The 16,610-nt window shown below is 72.8% G+C and carries 18 protein-coding genes; 9 read left to right on the forward strand and 9 right to left on the reverse strand.

Annotated features, from left to right (window positions below; genetic code table 11):
• Window positions 1-3: 3 nt before the first annotated feature.
• The 4 genes from rlmB to MRBLML1_RS01055 all read right to left on the reverse strand — a co-directional run bounded on the left by rlmB (window position 4) and on the right by MRBLML1_RS01055 (window position 4,926).
• Entirely contained in the window at window positions 4-981 is a 978-nt protein-coding gene (gene rlmB / locus MRBLML1_RS01040) for a 23S rRNA (guanosine(2251)-2'-O)-methyltransferase RlmB (protein ID WP_364510119.1), read from the reverse strand.
• Between the two features lie 77 nt (window positions 982-1,058).
• Window positions 1,059-2,468 (reverse strand): cysteine--tRNA ligase, encoded by a 1,410-nt coding sequence (gene cysS, locus MRBLML1_RS01045; RefSeq protein ID WP_364510121.1) that lies wholly within the window; start codon window positions 2,466-2,468, stop codon window positions 1,059-1,061.
• Window positions 2,469-2,660: 192 nt separating this feature from the next.
• Complete coding sequence (locus tag MRBLML1_RS01050; RefSeq protein WP_364510123.1) at window positions 2,661-3,395, reverse strand: SDR family oxidoreductase; 735 nt, start codon at window positions 3,393-3,395, stop codon at window positions 2,661-2,663.
• Between the two features lies 1 nt (window position 3,396).
• The gene (locus MRBLML1_RS01055; protein WP_364510125.1) at window positions 3,397-4,926 is read right to left on the reverse strand and encodes a molybdopterin-dependent oxidoreductase; all 1,530 of its coding nucleotides are present in this window, start codon (window positions 4,924-4,926) and stop codon (window positions 3,397-3,399) included.
• Between the two features lie 32 nt (window positions 4,927-4,958).
• Between MRBLML1_RS01055 and ispF the strand changes: the two genes are divergently transcribed.
• Together ispF and MRBLML1_RS01065 are read left to right on the forward strand one after the other, a co-directional pair.
• Window positions 4,959-5,450 (forward strand): 2-C-methyl-D-erythritol 2,4-cyclodiphosphate synthase, encoded by a 492-nt coding sequence (gene ispF / locus MRBLML1_RS01060; RefSeq protein WP_364510128.1) that lies wholly within the window; start codon window positions 4,959-4,961, stop codon window positions 5,448-5,450.
• Between the two features lie 52 nt (window positions 5,451-5,502).
• Window positions 5,503-6,435: an alpha/beta fold hydrolase gene (locus MRBLML1_RS01065; protein WP_364510131.1), complete on the forward strand. Its 933-nt coding sequence runs from the start codon at window positions 5,503-5,505 to the stop codon at window positions 6,433-6,435.
• Between the two features lie 10 nt (window positions 6,436-6,445).
• Here MRBLML1_RS01065 and nirD read toward each other — a convergent pair whose 3' ends face one another.
• Window positions 6,446-6,808 carry a nitrite reductase small subunit NirD gene (gene nirD / locus MRBLML1_RS01070; RefSeq protein WP_364510134.1) on the reverse strand — a complete coding sequence of 121 codons (363 nt, stop codon included), beginning with the start codon at window positions 6,806-6,808 and terminating at the stop codon, window positions 6,446-6,448.
• Between the two features lie 93 nt (window positions 6,809-6,901).
• On the opposite strand from nirD, the gene MRBLML1_RS01075 reads away from it, so the two are divergent.
• Complete coding sequence (locus MRBLML1_RS01075) at window positions 6,902-7,615, forward strand: IspD/TarI family cytidylyltransferase (RefSeq protein ID WP_364510137.1); 714 nt, start codon at window positions 6,902-6,904, stop codon at window positions 7,613-7,615.
• 89 nt (window positions 7,616-7,704) lie between these two features.
• Here the strand turns inward: MRBLML1_RS01075 and MRBLML1_RS01080 are convergent, their stop codons facing one another.
• Both MRBLML1_RS01080 and MRBLML1_RS01085 read right to left on the reverse strand, forming a co-directional pair.
• Window positions 7,705-8,289, reverse strand: a complete 585-nt coding sequence (locus MRBLML1_RS01080) for a hypothetical protein (RefSeq protein ID WP_364510139.1) — start codon at window positions 8,287-8,289, stop codon at window positions 7,705-7,707.
• A 33-nt stretch (window positions 8,290-8,322) separates the two neighbouring features.
• A complete protein-coding gene (locus MRBLML1_RS01085) occupies window positions 8,323-8,808 on the reverse strand; it encodes a CarD family transcriptional regulator (RefSeq protein WP_028654642.1) in 486 nt (161 codons plus the stop codon).
• Between the two features lie 262 nt (window positions 8,809-9,070).
• Here MRBLML1_RS01085 and MRBLML1_RS01090 point away from each other — a divergent pair, with 262 nt between their 5' ends.
• The 3 genes from MRBLML1_RS01090 to MRBLML1_RS01100 all read left to right on the forward strand — a co-directional run bounded on the left by MRBLML1_RS01090 (window position 9,071) and on the right by MRBLML1_RS01100 (window position 11,614).
• Complete coding sequence (locus MRBLML1_RS01090; RefSeq protein WP_364510143.1) at window positions 9,071-10,075, forward strand: UbiA family prenyltransferase; 1,005 nt, start codon at window positions 9,071-9,073, stop codon at window positions 10,073-10,075.
• A 133-nt stretch (window positions 10,076-10,208) separates the two neighbouring features.
• Window positions 10,209-10,868, forward strand: a complete 660-nt coding sequence (locus tag MRBLML1_RS01095) for a hypothetical protein (RefSeq protein WP_364510146.1) — start codon at window positions 10,209-10,211, stop codon at window positions 10,866-10,868.
• A complete protein-coding gene (locus tag MRBLML1_RS01100; RefSeq protein ID WP_364510148.1) occupies window positions 10,868-11,614 on the forward strand; it encodes a phosphoglyceromutase in 747 nt (248 codons plus the stop codon). The genes MRBLML1_RS01095 and MRBLML1_RS01100 overlap by 1 nt, the downstream gene beginning before the upstream one ends.
• Before the next feature lie 111 nt (window positions 11,615-11,725).
• On the opposite strand, the gene MRBLML1_RS01105 is transcribed toward MRBLML1_RS01100, so the two are convergent.
• The gene (locus MRBLML1_RS01105; RefSeq protein WP_364510151.1) at window positions 11,726-12,280 is read right to left on the reverse strand and encodes a TetR/AcrR family transcriptional regulator; all 555 of its coding nucleotides are present in this window, start codon (window positions 12,278-12,280) and stop codon (window positions 11,726-11,728) included.
• A 116-nt stretch (window positions 12,281-12,396) separates the two neighbouring features.
• Between MRBLML1_RS01105 and MRBLML1_RS01110 the strand changes: the two genes are divergently transcribed.
• A complete protein-coding gene (locus MRBLML1_RS01110; RefSeq protein WP_364510154.1) occupies window positions 12,397-13,845 on the forward strand; it encodes an MFS transporter in 1,449 nt (482 codons plus the stop codon).
• 24 nt (window positions 13,846-13,869) lie between these two features.
• Here the strand turns inward: MRBLML1_RS01110 and phoU are convergent, their stop codons facing one another.
• Window positions 13,870-14,523, reverse strand: coding sequence for a phosphate signaling complex protein PhoU (gene phoU, locus MRBLML1_RS01115; RefSeq protein WP_364510157.1), 654 nt, complete (start codon window positions 14,521-14,523; stop codon window positions 13,870-13,872).
• A 122-nt stretch (window positions 14,524-14,645) separates the two neighbouring features.
• Between phoU and MRBLML1_RS01120 the strand changes: the two genes are divergently transcribed.
• Together MRBLML1_RS01120 and MRBLML1_RS01125 are read left to right on the forward strand one after the other, a co-directional pair.
• Window positions 14,646-15,866, forward strand: coding sequence for a sensor histidine kinase (locus tag MRBLML1_RS01120; RefSeq protein WP_364510159.1), 1,221 nt, complete (start codon window positions 14,646-14,648; stop codon window positions 15,864-15,866).
• Window positions 15,863-16,540 (forward strand): response regulator transcription factor, encoded by a 678-nt coding sequence (locus MRBLML1_RS01125; RefSeq protein ID WP_364510162.1) that lies wholly within the window; start codon window positions 15,863-15,865, stop codon window positions 16,538-16,540. Before MRBLML1_RS01120 ends, MRBLML1_RS01125 begins: the two co-directional genes overlap by 4 nt.
• Window positions 16,541-16,610 lie beyond the last annotated feature (70 nt).

Genomic DNA, 16,610 nt, shown 5'->3' on the forward strand with positions numbered 1-16,610 from the left:
GGGCTAACGGCGCGCGCGGGCCTCGGCCACGGCGTACAGCGCGACCGAGGCGGCCACGCCGGCGTTGAGCGACTCCAGCACACCGGCCATCGGGATCGACAGCAGCCGGTCGCAGCTCTCCGCCACCAGCCGGGAGAGCCCGTCACCCTCGGAGCCGACCACGACGACGAGCGGCCCGAGGGCGAGGTCGTCGTCGGCCACCAGCTCGGGCAGGGTCAGGTCGCCGTCGGCGGCGAGACCCACGACGAAGCAGCCCGCCTCCTGGTAGGCCTTGATCTGGCGGGTCAGGTTGACCGCCTGCGCGACCGGGCAGCGCGCGGCGGCGCCGGCCGAGGTCTTCCACGCCGAGGCCGTCATCGAGGCCGCGCGGCGCTCGGGGATGACCACGCCGTGCGCCCCGAAACCGGCGGCGCTGCGCACGATCGCGCCGAGGTTGCGCGGGTCGGTGATCGAGTCGAGCATCACCACGAGCGGCTTCTCCCCCGCCTCGTCGGCGGCGTCGAGCAGGTCGTCGGGGTGGGCGTACTCGTACGGCGGGATCTTGGCCGCGAGGCCCTGGTGCACCGCGCCGTCGGTGAGCCGGTCCAGCTCGCCGCGGCTGACCTCGAGCAGGCCGACACCGTGCTCCGCGGCGATCTTGAACACCTCGCGGAGCCGGTTGTCGCGCTCGGCGCCCTCGGCGACGTAGACCGCGGTGACCGGGACGCGCTCGCGCAGCGCCTCCACCACGGAGTTGCGCCCGGCGATCCACTCGGCGTCACCGGGCTTGCGGCGTCCGCGCGGGCCGCTGCTGCGACCGGCGCGCTTGTCGGCGCGCTTCTTGGCCTCGGCGATCTTGTGCGCCTTGTGGTACTCCCGCTCCGTCGCCTTCGGCGTCGGGCCCTTGCCCTCCAGCCCGCGGCGGACCTGTCCGCCGGAGCCGCCGGCGTTCTTCTTGCTCTGCTTGCGCACCGCGCCGCGGCGCGACGAGTTTCCAGCCACGTCAGTGTCCTTGCTCTCGGTGGTCGGGCTGCCCGTCGTGAGGGACGAACGGCGGGCGTGTCGAGACCCCAGCCATGTCAGCCCACCGTCCAGGTCGAGCCGTCGGGGGTGTCGGTGACCTCGATGCCGGCCGCCTTGATGCGGTCCCGGATCGCGTCCGCACGCGCCCAGTCCTTGTCCGCACGCGCCTGTGTGCGCTCCTCCAGCAGCCCGGCGACGAGCGCGTCCACCGCCGCCGTGAGCCGCTCCTCGCCGTCCGAGCGGCCCATGCCCGCCCAGGCGGGGTCGGCCGGGTGCACGCCGAGCACGTCGAGCATCGCCGCGACCGCACCCGCGGTCGTGGTGGCGTCCTCGCCGGCGGCGAGCTGGCGGTTGCCCTCGCGCACGGTGTCGTAGAGCACCGCGACCGCGGCGGGCGTACCGAGGTCGTCGTCCATGGCCGCGGCGAACGCCTCGGGCAGCTCGCCCGCCGGGCTCGTCGAGCCTGCCGAGACACCGGCGCGCTCGAGGAAGGCCTCGATCCGGCGGTAGCCGACGGCGGCCTCGTCGAGGGCCTCGAAGGAGAACTCCACGTGCGAGCGGTAGTGCGCCGCCACGACGTAGAAGCGCAGCTCGGCACCGCGGTAGCGCTCGAGGATCGCCGGGATGGAGAGCGTGTTGCCGAGCGACTTGCTCATCTTCTCGCCGGCGGTGGTGATCCACGCGTTGTGCATCCAGTACGACGCGAACGCGCCGCCCGCCGCGCGCGACTGCGCCTGCTCGTTCTCGTGGTGCGGGAAGCGCAGGTCGACGCCGCCGCCGTGGATGTCGAACGCGTCGCCGAGGTACTTGCCGGCCATCGCCGAGCACTCGATGTGCCAACCCGGACGGCCCGCGCCCCACGGGCTCGGCCACGACGCGGTCTCCGGCTCGCTGTCCTTGCGGCCCTTCCACAGGGCGAAGTCGCGCGGGTCGCGCTTGCCGCGCGGGTCGGCGTCGGCGGCGGGCTCCATGTCGTCGACGCCCTGGTGGGTCAGCTCGCCGTACGACGGCCAGGAGCGGACGTCGAAGTAGACGTCGCCGCTGCCGTCGGCCGCCGGGTAGGCGTGCCCGCGCTCGATGAGCCGCTCGATCAGCACGATCATCTCGGGGATGTGCCCGGTGGCGGCCGGCTCGTAGGTCGGCGGGGCGACGTTGAGCGCGGCGTAGGCCTTGTCGAGCTCGATCTTCATCGCGTAGGCGAGGTTGTACCAGGGGCGGCCCTGCTCGGCGGACTTGACCAGGATCTTGTCGTCGATGTCGGTGATGTTGCGGATGAAGGTGACCTCGTAGCCGCGGTGGCGCAGCCAGCGCTGGAGCACGTCGAAGTTGACCGCGGAGCGCACGTGCCCGACATGCGGCTCGCTCTGCACGGTCAGGCCGCACACGTACAGACCCGCCTTGCCCTCCTGCAGGGGCACGAAGTCTCGGACTTCGCGGGTCGCGGTGTCGTAGAGCCTGATCGTCACCGGGCCAGTCTAGGGATCCGCGGCGCGGGCCCGCGCATCGTCGGCCCGCGCCCCTTGTAACTACGTGTTCAGACCTCTACCAGGGTGGTAGACCACCCGGGTAGATGCCACAACACCCGGGTAGATGCCGTCAACGCGCAACGCGAACGCGCAGCGCGAGCCGCGAGCCGCGGGCCGGGCCGCCGCGCATCCTCAGACGCCGTAGCCGCCGTCGACGTCCAGCTTCTGCCCGGTGACGAAGCTGGCCCGCGGGGAGGCCAGGAAGCACACCGCCTCCGCGATGTCGGCCGCGCCGCCGAAGCGCCGCAGCGGGATGTTGCCGCGGGTCACCTCCAGCGCTCGCTCGTCCAGCTCGCCCGTGGCGATCAGCCGCTCGGCCATCCCGTCGGTGAGCATGCCCGGTCCGACGGCGTTGACCCGGACGCCGTACCGACCCTCCTCGGCGGCGAGCCCGCGCACCAACGCCTCGACGGCGGCCTTGGGCGCGGCGGACAGCCCGTCGCGCACCGGGAAGCGGGTGGTGGCGGCGGTGGTGACGGCCGTGAGCGAGCCGTGCGCCTCGCGCAGGAAGGGCAGCGCCGCGTGCGCCACCGCGAAGAAGCCGGCCGCGTCGACGGCGAGCTGGGCCGCCAGGTCCGCGGGCGGCACGCGGGAGAGGTGGACCATCGGCACGTGCGGACCGGCCGCGTGCACGACGGTGTGCAGGCCGCCGAGCTCGGCCGCGGCGTGCCCGACGACCCGGGCGACCTCGTCGGTCTCGGCCAGGTCCAGGCCGTACGACGCGACGCCGATGTCGACCGGGTGGGAGCGGTGGGTCACCGCGACCCGGGCGCCGCGCTCGACGAGCAGCTCGGCGATCGCGCGGCCGAGACCGCCGGAGCCGCCGACCACGAGCGCACCGCCCGGCAGCTGCGAGAAGTCGTCCATCTCAGGCCTGCGCCGTCACGTCGATGGTGTGCCAGCCGGTCGCGCCGTCGGGCAGCACGTCGGCCACGACACCGGTCTGCGGCGTGCCCTCGCGGTCGACGGCGCGGACCCGGATCCGGTGCTCGCCCTCGTCGACCTCGACCACCCGCCGCCACTGCACCCAGGTGTCGGCGCTCGCGACGTTCGCCAGCTCGGCGTCCAGCCACGCGCCGCCGTCGACCTGCACCTGCACCGCGGAGATCCCGGAGTGCTGGAACCACGCGACGCCGGCGACCACCAGCTCGCCGGCGGGGACGTCCTGCCCCGAGCGGGGCACGTCGATGCGCGAGGCGATCTTGACGGGCCCGCGCTCGCCCCAGCCCTTCTCGGTCCAGTACGCCGTGAACCGGTCGAACGTCGTGACCTCCATGTCGACCACCCACTTGGTGGCCGAGACATAGCCGTAGAGCCCGGGGACGATGGTGCGCACCGGGAAGCCGTGCTCGATCGGCAGCGGCTCGCCGTTCATCGCCACGGCGAGCATCGCGTTCCGTCCGTCCATCATCGGCGCGAGCGGGGTGCCGCAGGTCCAGCCGTCCTCGGAGGTCTGCAGCACCGCGTCCGCGTCGGGGTGCGGGCCGGCCTCGGCGAGGATCGGCGCGAGCCGGACACCGCTCCACCAGGCGTTGCCGACGAGGTCGCCGCCGATCTCGTTGGACACGCAGCCGAGCGTGATCCAGTCCTGGGTGATCTCGCGGGCGACCAGGTCGCGGTAGGTCAGCGTGATCTCGCGATCGACCATGCCGTGGATCCGGATCGACCACTCGGTCGGCTCGATGGCCGGCTTGATGAAGGCCGTGTCGATCAGGTAGAACGCATCGCTCGGCGTCTCCCAGGGCGTCACGCCCTCGACGCCCAGCTCCACCCCGTCCGGTACGGCGGGCGCGGTCACCCCCTCGATCCGCAGCAGCCGCCGGCTCTCCTCGGCCCGGCGCCGGGCCGAGCCCGCGATCCGGCCGAGCAGCCCGGCCACCGCGGCCAGCGCGGCCGCACCGCCGACCGCCACCAGGAACTGCCGCCGGGTGTGCGCCGGGTCCGGCCCCTGGCCGTCCTCGACCTCCCACCGGCGCAGCACCTCGGCCAGCACGGCGAGCACGGTGACCCAGGACAGCAGCCCGACCACGAGCGGGACGTAGTCGATCAGGGCGGGGGTGGGCTTGGTGGCGACGGCGAGGAAGGCGATGCCGGCGAGCACGACGTAGCCCGCCACGGCGAGCCACCACTGCCGCCGCGCGACCCGGCCGATCAGCGCGAAGACGAGCGTCAGCAGCACGAGGATGCCGACGACGAGGACCTTCTTGTCGTCGCGGTCGAAGGTGTTGATCGCCCACTTCACCACCGCGCCGGGCGTCAGCGCGGTCACGCCCTCGGCGACGGCGACGACCGGGGACTCGCGCACGTGGAGCAGCGCCGCGGCGGCGTAGCTCATGGCCAGACCGAGCGCGCCGGCCACGATGCCGGACAGCGCCCACCAGCCGCGGGAGGTCCTCACACGGGTGATTGTTCCTCAGGCATGATTCGCCCGTGAACATCACGGGCCTCCGGGTCGGCATCGGCTCCGACGTGCACCGCCTCGTCCCACGGGCGGCGGACGCGCCGCCGCTCGCCCTCGGCGGGCTGCTCTGGCCCGAGGAGGAGGTCGTCCTGGAGGGTCACTCCGACGCCGACGTGGCCGCCCACGCGGCCTGCGACGCGCTGCTGTCGGCGGCCGGGCTGGGTGACCTCGGCAGCAATTTCGGTACGGCGGAGCCGGAGTGGTCCGGCGCCAGCGGCGCCGCGCTGCTGGGCGAGACCCGGCGCCGGGTCGAGGCGGCCGGTTTCACCATCGTGAACGTGGCCGTCCAGGTCATCGGCAACCGGCCCAAGGTGGGCCCGCGGCGCGCCGAGGCCCAGGAGGCGCTCTCGGGCGTGCTCGGCGCCCCCGTGACGCTGTCCGCGACCACCACCGACGGCCTCGGGCTGACCGGGCGCGGTGAGGGAGTCGCCGCGATCGCGACCGCGTTGCTCGGCTCCTGACCGTAGTGCGACACGCTGTCGCAGACGCCCTTGCGCGTGGCAAGGTGGCCGGGTGAGCGAGCACAACGTGATCACCGAGGACGGCCTCCGCATCCACGTCAGCGTGCGCGGGCGCGAGGACGCGCCACTGACCGTCCTGCTGGCGCACTGCTGGACCGCGGAGGAGTCCGACTGGCACTACCAGGTCACCGACCTGCTCGCGCGCTACGGCCGCGACGTACGGATCATCACCTGGGACCACCGCGGCCACGGCCGCTCGGACCGGGCCCGCGAGTCGCAGTGCACGATCCCGCTGCTGGCCCGCGACATGGGCCTCGTGGTCGACACCTACGCCCCCGACGGCCCGCTCGTCGTCGCCGGCCACTCGGTCGGCGGGATGACGATCACCGCCCTCCCCGAGGAGCGCCCGGACCTGGTGCCGCGCATCGTCGGCGCGCTCTTCGTCAGCACCACCAGCGGCGAGCTCCGCAAGGTCACCCTCGGCCTGCCCGCGGCCGCGGGCGCGCTGATGCGCGACCGCCTGCCGTTCATCCTCGCCAACCGGTCCCGGATGCTCAGCCGCACCCGCCGCGAGAAGTACCCCTTCATCGAGCGCCAGATCGCCCGCCGCTTCCTGTTCGGCACCCCGGCCCGCCCGCGCGACGTCGGGCACGTCGTCGACCAGCTCGTGCACGCCTGGCCGGAGACCATGTCGGGCTTCTTCCGCGACATGATGGAGCACGACCGGGTCGGCAACCTGTCGGCCTTCGACGACATCCCGACCACGGTCCTGGTCGGCACCCGCGACCTGCTCACCCCGCCCGAGCACGCCGGCAAGATCGCCCAGGGCATCCGCGGCGCGCGCCTGCTCGTCGCCCCCGGCGCCGGGCACTACCTGCCCTTCGAGCGCCGCGAGCTCGTCAGCGAGGAGCTGATCGCCCTCGTCGACCGGGCGCTGGCGCGCTCCACCCGGCGCGGGCGGCACCGCGCGAAGGCGACCGGCTAGGCAGGCCCCGCTAGGCCGCGACCTTCCGGCCGCCGACCAGCACCACGCCCTCGACCACCTTGACGTCGTACGCCGGCACGGTGACGTGGCTGTCGTCCAGGCACCGCCCGGTGCGCAGGTCGAAGGCGTGGCGGTGCGCCGGCGAGGCCACGAAGGGCGTCTCCCCGCGGCGGCCGACGATCCCGCGGGAGATCCCGCCGGCGGTGTGCCGCGCGAACGGGTCGTGGTTGCCCAGCGCGTAGACCGCGTCGTCACCGGTGCGGAAGATCGCGATGGCCTGACCGTGCACGAGCGCGGTCACCCCGCGATCGACCGTCAGCTCGACCATCCGGCAGACCGGCCGCCACTCCTCCGCGGCCCCGTGACCCGTCATGCAGCGAACGTAGGGTCGCGCTGTTCTCGGCGACGTTTCGGCGTGTAACAGCCGTGAAAACCATTGCTCTCGGGATCGCTAGGCTGCTGGCTCGTGAGCACCTCCCCCACCGCCGCCGTCGTGGTGCTCGGCGCCGGGAGCGGCACCCGCGTCGGCGCCGAGGTCAACAAGGTGCTGCTGCCGCTGCGGGGCACCCCGCTGCTGGCCTGGTCGGTGCGCACCGCGCTGGAGGTGCCGGGCGTGGACCCGGTCGTGGTGGTCTGCCGCCCCGGCGAGCGCGCAGCCGTGGCGGAGGCACTGATGCCGGTCGTCGGCGAGCGCGAGGTGCTGCTCATCGACGGCGGTGCCACCCGCCAGGCCTCCGAGCAGGCCGCTCTCGACCTGCTCGCCTCCCGGGTCGCCGCCGGGGAGGTCGACGTCGTCGCGATTCACGACGGCGCCCGGCCGCTGGCCGGCGTACCGCTCTTCCAGGCGGCCCTCGCCACCGCCCGGGCCCACGGCGGCGCCGTCCCCGCCCACGAGCTGCCCGGCCTGCTGCCGCGCGACCCCGCCGGCGTACCGGCCCCCGGTGGTGCGGGCACCCGCCTGGTGGGCGTGCAGACGCCCCAGGCGTTCCGGGCCGCGCCGTTGTTGGCGGCGTACGACGCGGCCGGCGCCGCCGGGTTCGACGGCACCGACACCGCCGGGGTCTTCGCGGCGTTCGCGCCCGGCCCCGGCCTGGAGATCCACGCGGTCCCCTCGGGCCCGGACAACCTCAAGGTGACCTTCGCCGAGGACCTCGCGGTCGCCGAGCACCTGCTGGGCTGAGTCCTCACCGGGGATAGTCCCTGACGAAAAGCACGGCTTCGGGGCCGAAATCAGTGCTTTTCGTCAGGGACTACCCCGGAGCGGCCTCCTCAGCGAGGGTCGGTCAGCGCCTCGAGCACTGCGATGTCGGCGTCGGAGGCGACCCGGCGGGCCTCGGGAGGAGCCTCGGCGAGCACGACCCGGTCCTCGCCGTACCGCTCCCGCAGGGCGGTCACCAGCGCCACGAAGTCGGTGGCGGGCAGGCCGTCGAGGTCGGCGACCACGGAGGCCGGCAGCACGACGGGCGAGCACACCGCGACCAGGGCGTCGCGGTCGACGGTCGCGCCGAGGACGTCACCGGTGACCTCCTTGACCGTGTCGGTCACCGGGCGCGCGCCCACCACGACCACGTCCTCGACGGCGGCACGGTCGGCGCAGCGGGCCAGGAAGGCGGGCGGCGTCATCGGGCACAGCGGGTCGTGCAGGACCAGCGCCTCGCCGCGCTCGGCCAGTCCGGGCCAGGACACGGTGAGGTCCGCGAGCTCGACCCCGGCCTCGCCGGCGGCCCAGGCGGCGGCCGCGACCAACGACTCGCCGTGGATCAGGTGGAAGGGCAGGGCACCGCGGCCCTCCTCCACGACGATCCCGGAGACCGGGACCGAAATGTCGACGACGTCATACGGATGCGGGTTCATCAGAACCCCACCGTATGACGTCGTCGATCTGCCTCAGGAGGCGAGGACCTCGTCGAGGATGGTCTCGGCCTTGTCCTCGTTGGTGTTCTCGCACAGGGCGAGCTCGGAGACCAGGATCTGGCGGGCCTTGGCGAGCATCCGCTTCTCGCCGGCCGACAGGCCACGGTCACGCTCGCGGCGCCACAGGTCGCGCACGACCTCGGCCACCTTCATGACGTCGCCACTGTGGAGCTTCTCGAGGTTCGCCTTGTAGCGCCTCGACCAGTTGGTCGGCTCCTCGACGTGCTCAGCCCGCAGCACGCCGAACACCCGGTCCAGCCCGTCCTTGTCCACGACATCCCGAACACCCACGAGATCGAGGTTGTCGGCCGGCACGCGGACCACGAGGTCCTGCTGGGCGACAATCCGAAGCACGAGGTACTGCCGTTCCTGGCCCTTGATCGTCCGCATCTCGATGTTCTCGATGACTGCGGCCCCGTGATTGGGGTACACGACCGTTTCGCCGACGGTGAAAGTCATATGAGCAAAACCCCTTCCTAGGGCACCTATCCTACCACGCTCCAGCGGCGGCTCAGAAAGCGTTTGCGCAGGTCAGGGCCGTTATCAGCGGCTTGACAACCCCGGTGAGGTGTGGTTCCCGCGCACGGTGGGCCTGTGGGGCACATCACCCGGCGGGGGTACGGCGGCGCCGCCGGCGCCGTCCGCGTCGTACCGATGTGGGAAGGGGACCGATCGGCGGGCCCGCCCCCGCGGGGCGCGCCGGTGTTCCATACTGCTCGCCATGGCAAAGATGCAGCGCTGGCGGCGCGGCCGCTCTGCCGGGGAGGGAAGCACTCCGGTCACGGAGGTCGAGGAGGAGACCGCCGGGCTCGTCGAGGAGGACGACGGGCTCGCGGCCGAGCTCGACCCGGACACGGAGACCGACCTGGACCCGGACGAGGCGGCCGAGCCCGACGAGCCCGACGACGTCGAGGACGGCGAGGACTCCGCGGATGCGGAGGAGGAGACCGACGACGACGAGCTCGATGACGACCTCGACGACGTACCGCCCGCGCTGCCCGCCGCGACCCGCAAGGGCTTCCTCGACGGGAGCGTCGCGGTCCAGCTGCTGCAGGCCGCGCACGCCAAGCAGGCGATCACGACCGCGCTGGCGATGGCCCTGGCCGCCGCCGTCGCGGGCCGGGCCGCGCGCGAGACCGCGGTGGTCCTGGTGACCGTGCTGGTCGGCCAGACCATCCTGGGCTGGCACAACGACATCGTCGACCGCCAGCGCGACAAGGCGCACGGCCTGACCGGCAAGCCGGTCGCGATGGGCCGGCTCAGCACCGACACGCTCTGGTACGCCGTGCTCGTCGCGGCCCTGCTGCTCGTGCCGCTGGCGATCACGACCGGCATCAAGGCCGGCTGCCTCTACCTCGCCTCGGTGGCGGTGGGCCTGCTCGGCAACGTCGTGCTGCGCACCGGGCTGCTGTCGTGGTGGTCGTGGGCGGTCTCCTTCGCGCTGCTGCCGGCGTACCTCTCCTTCGGGGGCTGGGGCGGCCAGGCCGAGGGCAACCCCCCGGAGACCTCGATCGTCGTGCTGGCCGCGCTGCTCGGCGTCGGCGTGCACTTCACGCGCGCCGTGTGGGGCCTGGTGGCCGACCACGAGGACGGCTGGACCTACCTCCCGTTGAAGCTCGGGTTGAAGCTCGGCGCGACCCGCCTGCTGGCCCTCTCCACGCTCTACACCGTCGTCATCGTGGTGCTGCTGGCCGTGATGGGCGCGAAGGTCGGCCTCAGCCGCTGACCGGTCCTCGTCCCGGGGCGGTGTCCCGGGGCAGCCCGGGCCGTCGGCGACCGCTAGAGTGAGGCCGCTCGACCACCCGGTTCCACCGGCCGCCCCGCGGCCGAACCCGACAGACCAGCGGAGGCCTGCCGACATGCCCCACCTGCGCCCGACTGCGATCGCCGGACTGCTCCTGGCAGCGGTCTCGTCCGTGACGCTCTCGTCCTGCGGCTTCCACTACCCCACCGACCGGGTGAACACGATCGCCGCGGGCGTCAACAACCGTGACCACTCGGTCGACGCGCTCGGCATCCGGGTGCTGGCCACGGCCAAGGGCGAGGGACGCCTCATCGGCGCGCTGTCCAACAGCAACGACGAGGACGCCTCGCTGGAGACGGTGACCTCGCCGGACAACGCCTTCACCTCCGCGAAGTTCAAGCCCGTCAAGATGGCGCCGGGCGCCGCGGTCAACCTCGCCGAGATCGCCCCGATCGAGCTGACCGGCGACTTCACCGCCGGCAACTTCATCACCGTCGAGCTCGGGTTCAGCACCGGCGAGACCGCCAGCCTCGACGTGCAGGTCGTCAAGAACTGCTTCCAGTACACCCAGGTCCCCACGCCGACGCCGTCCGCCGAGGACGACGCCACGGCCGAGGAGCCCGAGGGCGAGGCCACCGACGAGGCCAGCGACCAGGCCACCGAGGAGGAGACCTCCGCCGCGGGCGAGGAGCACGCCGACGAGCACAGCGAGGACGGCGACGCCGCCTTCACCTGCGCCGACCAGGCTCCCGTGCCCGGCGGCGGGGAGCACTGATGACGTTCACGCTCGTCCTGCTCCGCCACGGCGAGAGCGAGTGGAACGCCAAGAACCTCTTCACCGGCTGGGTCGACGTCGCGCTCACCGAGAAGGGCCGCGGCGAGGCCGTCCGCGGCGGTGAGCTGCTGCGCGAGGCGGGTCTGCTGCCCGACGTCGTGCACACCTCGCTGCAGCGTCGCGCGATCAACACCGCCGCGCTCGCCCTCGACGCCGCCGACCGGCACTGGATCCCGGTCCGCCGCTCGTGGCGGCTCAACGAGCGCCACTACGGCGCCCTGCAGGGCAAGGACAAGAAGTCCATCCGCGACGAGTACGGCGAGGAGCAGTTCATGCTCTGGCGCCGCTCCTTCGACGTACCCCCGCCACCGCTCGCCGACGACAGCGAGTTCTCCCAGGCCGACGACCCGCGCTACGCCGACCTCGGCGACGAGCTGCCCCGCGCGGAGGCCCTCAAGCAGGTCATCGACCGGCTGCTCCCCTACTGGGACGCCGGCATCGTGCCCGACCTGCGGGCCGGCCGGACCGTGCTGGTCGCCGCCCACGGCAACAGCCTGCGCGCGATCGTCAAGCACCTGGACGGCATCAGCGACACCGAGATCGCCGGGCTCAACATCCCCACCGGCATGCCGCTGGTCTACGAGCTCGACGAGGACACCCTGGCGCCGACCGTTCCCGGCGGCCGCTACCTCGACCCCGAGGCGGCTGCCGCGGCGGCCGCGGCCGTCGCCAACCAGGGCCACTGAGCTGTCCGGTTTCACCACCTAGGTGGTGAAACCGGGTCCGGGCACACGAAGTTTCGTGCGCTCGGAACAAGTTTCGTGCGCCCGGTACGGCGTCAGCCGGCCAACACGCCGTCAGCCGGCCAGCACCCCGTCGGCCACCACGGCCAGCATCGAGGACGCCGCGGCCGGCTCCAGCTCGCTGTTGTCGACCACGGCGGCGACCCCGCCGACCAGCCGGCACAGCTGCATCGCGTCGACGTCGGCGCGCAGCGCGCCCTCGGCGGCCAGCGTGTCGATGATCCGCTGGTTGGCGCTGAGGTAGGTCCGGCACTTGGCCGCGAACGGCGAGCCCTCGTCGCCGAGCGCGCTGGTGATCCGCCAGGCCGCGCCCTTGTGCCGGGTGAGGAACTCGACGTACGCCTCGAACCAGGTGAGCAGCCGTTCGCGCGGGCTGCCCTCGCCGGCGAGGGCCTTGTCGGCGGCGGCGTTCACGGTCTCCACCCAGGCCTGGATGGCGGCGTCGTAGAGCGCCTCCTTGGTCGGGAAGTGGCGGTAGAGCGTGCCGACACCCACGCCGGCGCTCTTGGCGACCTCGTCCATCGAGACGGCGTCGTAGCCCTTCTCGCGGAAGAGCTGGCGAGCGATGTCCGCGATGCGCTCACGGTTGCGGACGGCGTCGGCGCGCAAACGAGATCACCTTTTCCCTTGCTAAACGGAGACACCCTCCGTATCGTGGTGGATAACCGGAGTCACCCTCCGATAAAGAGTACCTCGGCCTCCCCGGCCAGAACAGGACACCACCCTTGTCTTCTTCCACGCTTCCCGCCGCACCGGCCCGGGCGACGACCCGGACCACCTCCGTCGGCATCCTGATCGTGCTGCTCGCGCAGCTCATGCTCGTCCTCGACTCCGCCGTGATGAACGTCGGGCTCCCCCACATCGCCACCGACCTCCACTTCGGCGCCGCGTCGCTGTCGTGGGTCCTCAACGCCTACGCGCTGGCCTTCGGCGGCCTGCTGCTCCTCGGCGGCCGGCTCGGCGACGTCTTCGGCCGGCTCTCGGTCTTCTGGATCGGGCTGGCCGTCTTCACCCTCTTCTCGCTGCTCGGCGGGCTCGCCACCGAGCCGTGGATGCTCGTCGGCGCCCGCGCCCTCCAGGGCGTCGGCGCGGCCATCGCGGCGCCCTCGGTGCTCGCCCTGATCACCACCTCCGCGCCCGACGAGGCCGCCCGCAACCGCCGGCTCGCGCTCTTCACGGCCGTCTCCTCCGGCGGCGCCGCGCTCGGCATGCTGCTGGGCGGCGTGCTCACCGACCTGCTCTCGTGGCGCTGGACGCTCTTCATCAACATCCCGATCGGCCTGGCGGTCCTGCTCACCGTGCGCCGGTACGTCGCCGACACGCCCCGCCGCCCCGGCCGCTTCGACGTCGTGGGGGCGATCACCTCCACCGGCGCCGCCGCCACCCTGGTCTGGACGCTGATCAAGGCGCCCGAGCACGGCTGGACCTCGCCGCAGACCGTCCTCGGCCTGGCCCTCGCCGTCCTGCTCGCCGCCGCGCTGGTCGTCACCGAGCGCCGGCACAGCCACCCGCTGCTGCGCCTGGGCCTGCTCCGCAGCCGCACCCGGGTCGCCACCCTGGTCACCATGGCCGCGCTCTACGGCGGCATGCTCGCCACGTTCTTCCTGATGGTGCAGTTCTTCGAGGAGGACCGCGGCTACGGCCCGCTGCAGACCGGGCTCGCCTTCCTGCCGATCCCGCTCAGCGTGTTCACCATGTCGCGGATCACCCCGCGCCTGGTCGCCCGCTTCGGCCAGCCGCCGATCATCGCGATCGGCACCGTCGGTGTGCTCACCAGCTTCCTGCTGCTCACCCGGCTGACCGAGGCCACGAGCTACTGGAGCGGCGTCTTCCCGGCCCTGCTCATCATGGGCATCAGCATGGGCGGCAGCTTCATGCCGATCACCTCGCTGGCCCTGCTGGGCGTCGAGCCCGAGCACGCCGGCTCCGCCTCCGGCCTGCTGCAGACCATGCAGCAGCTCGGCGGAGCGGTCGGCCTGGCCATCATCGCCTCGGTGTACGCCGACCACGCCGTGCCCGGCGACTTCCTCGCCGGTGCGCACGCCGGCCTCGCCGCCGCGGCCGTGATCGCGGCGATCGGGCTCGTCAGCGCGGCCACCCTGCTGGCACGGCCGCGGGCGGCCGTCGTACCGGCGCCGGCACACGAGCCGGTGGCGGTCGACGCGGCCGCCTGAGACCGAGGCGCGGCCCGGGCCGGCTCAGGCAGCCGGCTCGGGCTTGTGCCCGGTGACCACGAAGATGACCCGGTTGGCGACGGAGACCGCGTGGTCGGCGATCCGCTCGTAGTAGCGGCCCAGCAGCGCGATGTCGACGGCCGCCTCGACCCCGTGGGCCCAGTCGTCGGAGAGCAGCTCGGTGAAGCTGGTACGACGCAGCTGGTCCATCTCCTCGTCGTCGCGGCCCAGCGCGATGGCGGCCTCGACGTCGCGTCCGGCGATCACCTCGGTGACCCGGGAGACCATGTCCTCGGCGACGGTGGCCATCCGCTGCATGGTCGGCCGGACCTCCTCCGGCACCGCCACGTCGGGCACCCGCAGCCGGGCGACCTTCGCGACGTGCACGGACAGGTCGCCCATCCGCTCGAGCTCGGCGACCATCCGCAGCGCGGCCACGATGGTGCGCAGGTCGCCGGCGACCGGCTGCTGCAGCGAGAGCAGGCCGAAGGCGTTGTCCTCGACCCGCTCGCGGGCCTGGTCGATGGCGGCGTCGTCGCTGATCACCCGCTCGGCGATGGAGGAGTCCCCCGTCATCAACGCCTGGGTGGCGTCCTTGACCGCGACCTGGACCCGGCGGCTGATGCCGGCGAGGTCGTCGAAGATCGCATCGAGCTGGTCGGTGTACGCGTCACGCATGGTCCCCAGGCTAGGGCGCAGAGGTGTCGGCCGGGCGCCCCACGGTGAACGCAGGGTGAACATCGCGAAGCCCGGCATTCTCGATTCCGAGACAGCCCGGCGGGTCGCCGTACGATCGTGGCGTGGATCCGACGACGCAGGCCTTCCTGGCCGCGCTCCTCGGCGCCGTCGTCGCTGGTGGCGCCATGCTCGCCTGGCACCTCAGCGACCGTCAGCAGAACCTCTACAAGGCTCCCGAGGAGCCGATGGTCCCCGACGGCGTCGCGGCCGTGCTCTCCGTGCTGCGCAGCAGCGCGGTCGTCGTCGACGAGTCCGACGCCGTCCTCAAGGCCTCCGCGCCGGCGTTCGCGATGGGCTTCGTGCGCGGCTCCCAGCTGCTCTCAGACGAGCTCGGCACCCTCATCCGGCAGGTCCGGCGCGACGGCCAGATCCGTGAGACCGAGCTGATCGTGCCGCGCGTCTCCGGCAGCCCCCGCCACGTCACCGCACGGGTCGCGCCGCTGGGCTCGCGCCTGGTGCTGGCGCTGGTCGAGGACCGCACCCGCGAGCGCCAGGTCGACGCCGTACGACGCGACTTCGTCGCGAACGTCAGCCACGAGCTGAAGACGCCGGTCGGCGCGATGCGGCTGCTGGCCGAGGCCGTCCAGGACGCCTCGGACGACCCGGACGCCGTCTACCGCTTCGCCTCGCGGATGCTCACCGAGAGCGACCGCCTCTCCCGGCTGATCCAGCAGATCATCGAGCTGTCCCGGCTGCAGGGCGACGAGCCGCTGGAGTCGCCGGTCCCGGTCTCCATCGACGACGTGGTGGCCTCCGCGGTCGACTTCGTCTCGATGACCGCCACCGCGAAGGACATCTCGGTGATCGCGGAGGGCGAGGAGGGTCTCAAGGTCCTCGGCAGCGAGAAGCAGGTCGGCGCGGCGGTCAGCAACCTGGTCGCCAACGCGGTGGCCTACTCCGAGCCGAACGCGCGCGTCGTGGTCACCCGCAAGCGGGCCGGCCACTTCATCGAGATCTCCGTCATCGACCAGGGCATCGGCATCCCCGAGGCCGAGGTCGAGCGGATCTTCGAGCGGTTCTACCGGGTCGACCCGGCCCGGCACCGCTCCACCGGGGGCACGGGCCTCGGCCTGTCGATCGTGAAGCACGTCGCCGCCACCCACGGCGGGGACGTGCGAGTCTGGTCCGTGGAGGGCCAGGGCTCCACCTTCACGCTGTCCCTCCCCCAGCACCCGCACCACGACGAGGGGTCGCCCTTCCTCGGGCTGGCCTCGCTCGCGACGGCCTCGGACACCGACCGCCGCAAGCACGACCACATGGAAGACCAGGAGGACCGCCCGTGACCCGGGTACTTGTCGTCGAAGACGAAGAGAGCTACAGCGACGCGCTCGCCTACCTCCTCCGCAAGGAGGGGTTCGAGGTCGCCATCGCGGCCGACGGCAACGAGGCGCTCAAGGAGTTCGACCGCAACGGCGCGGACATCGTGCTGCTGGACCTGATGCTCCCCGGCATCCCCGGCACCGAGGTCTGCCGCACGATCCGTCAGACGTCGAACGTCCCGGTGATCATGGTCAGCGCCAAGGACGACGAGGTCGACAAGGTGGTCGGGCTCGAGCTCGGCGCCGACGACTACGTCACCAAGCCCTACTCCCCGCGCGAGCTGGTCGCCCGGATCCGCGCGGTGCTGCGCCGCGGGGCCGGCGAGGAGCTGCTGCCCGACACCCTCGAGGCCGGGCCGGTGCGGATGGACGTCGAACGGCACGTGGTGACCGTCGACGGCACCGAGCAGCGCCTGCCGCTCAAGGAGTTCGAGCTGCTGGAGATGTTCCTGCGCAACCCCGGCCGGGTGCTGACCCGCGGCCAGCTCATCGACCGGGTCTGGGGCTCCGACTACGTCGGCGACACCAAGACCCTCGACGTCCACGTCAAGCGCCTGCGGGCCAAGCTGGAGCCGGAGCCGAGCGAGCCGAAGTACCTCGTCACGGTGCGCGGCCTGGGCTACAAGCTCGAGGTCTGAGCAACGCGGCAGGAAGTCGTCGTACGACGACCGAAAACCGCGCGACCGGAGCGGTGCGCGCCCCCTAGCG

This window comes from Nocardioides sp. LML1-1-1.1 (genome assembly GCF_040676175.1).
Taxonomy (GTDB): domain Bacteria; phylum Actinomycetota; class Actinomycetes; order Propionibacteriales; family Nocardioidaceae; genus Nocardioides.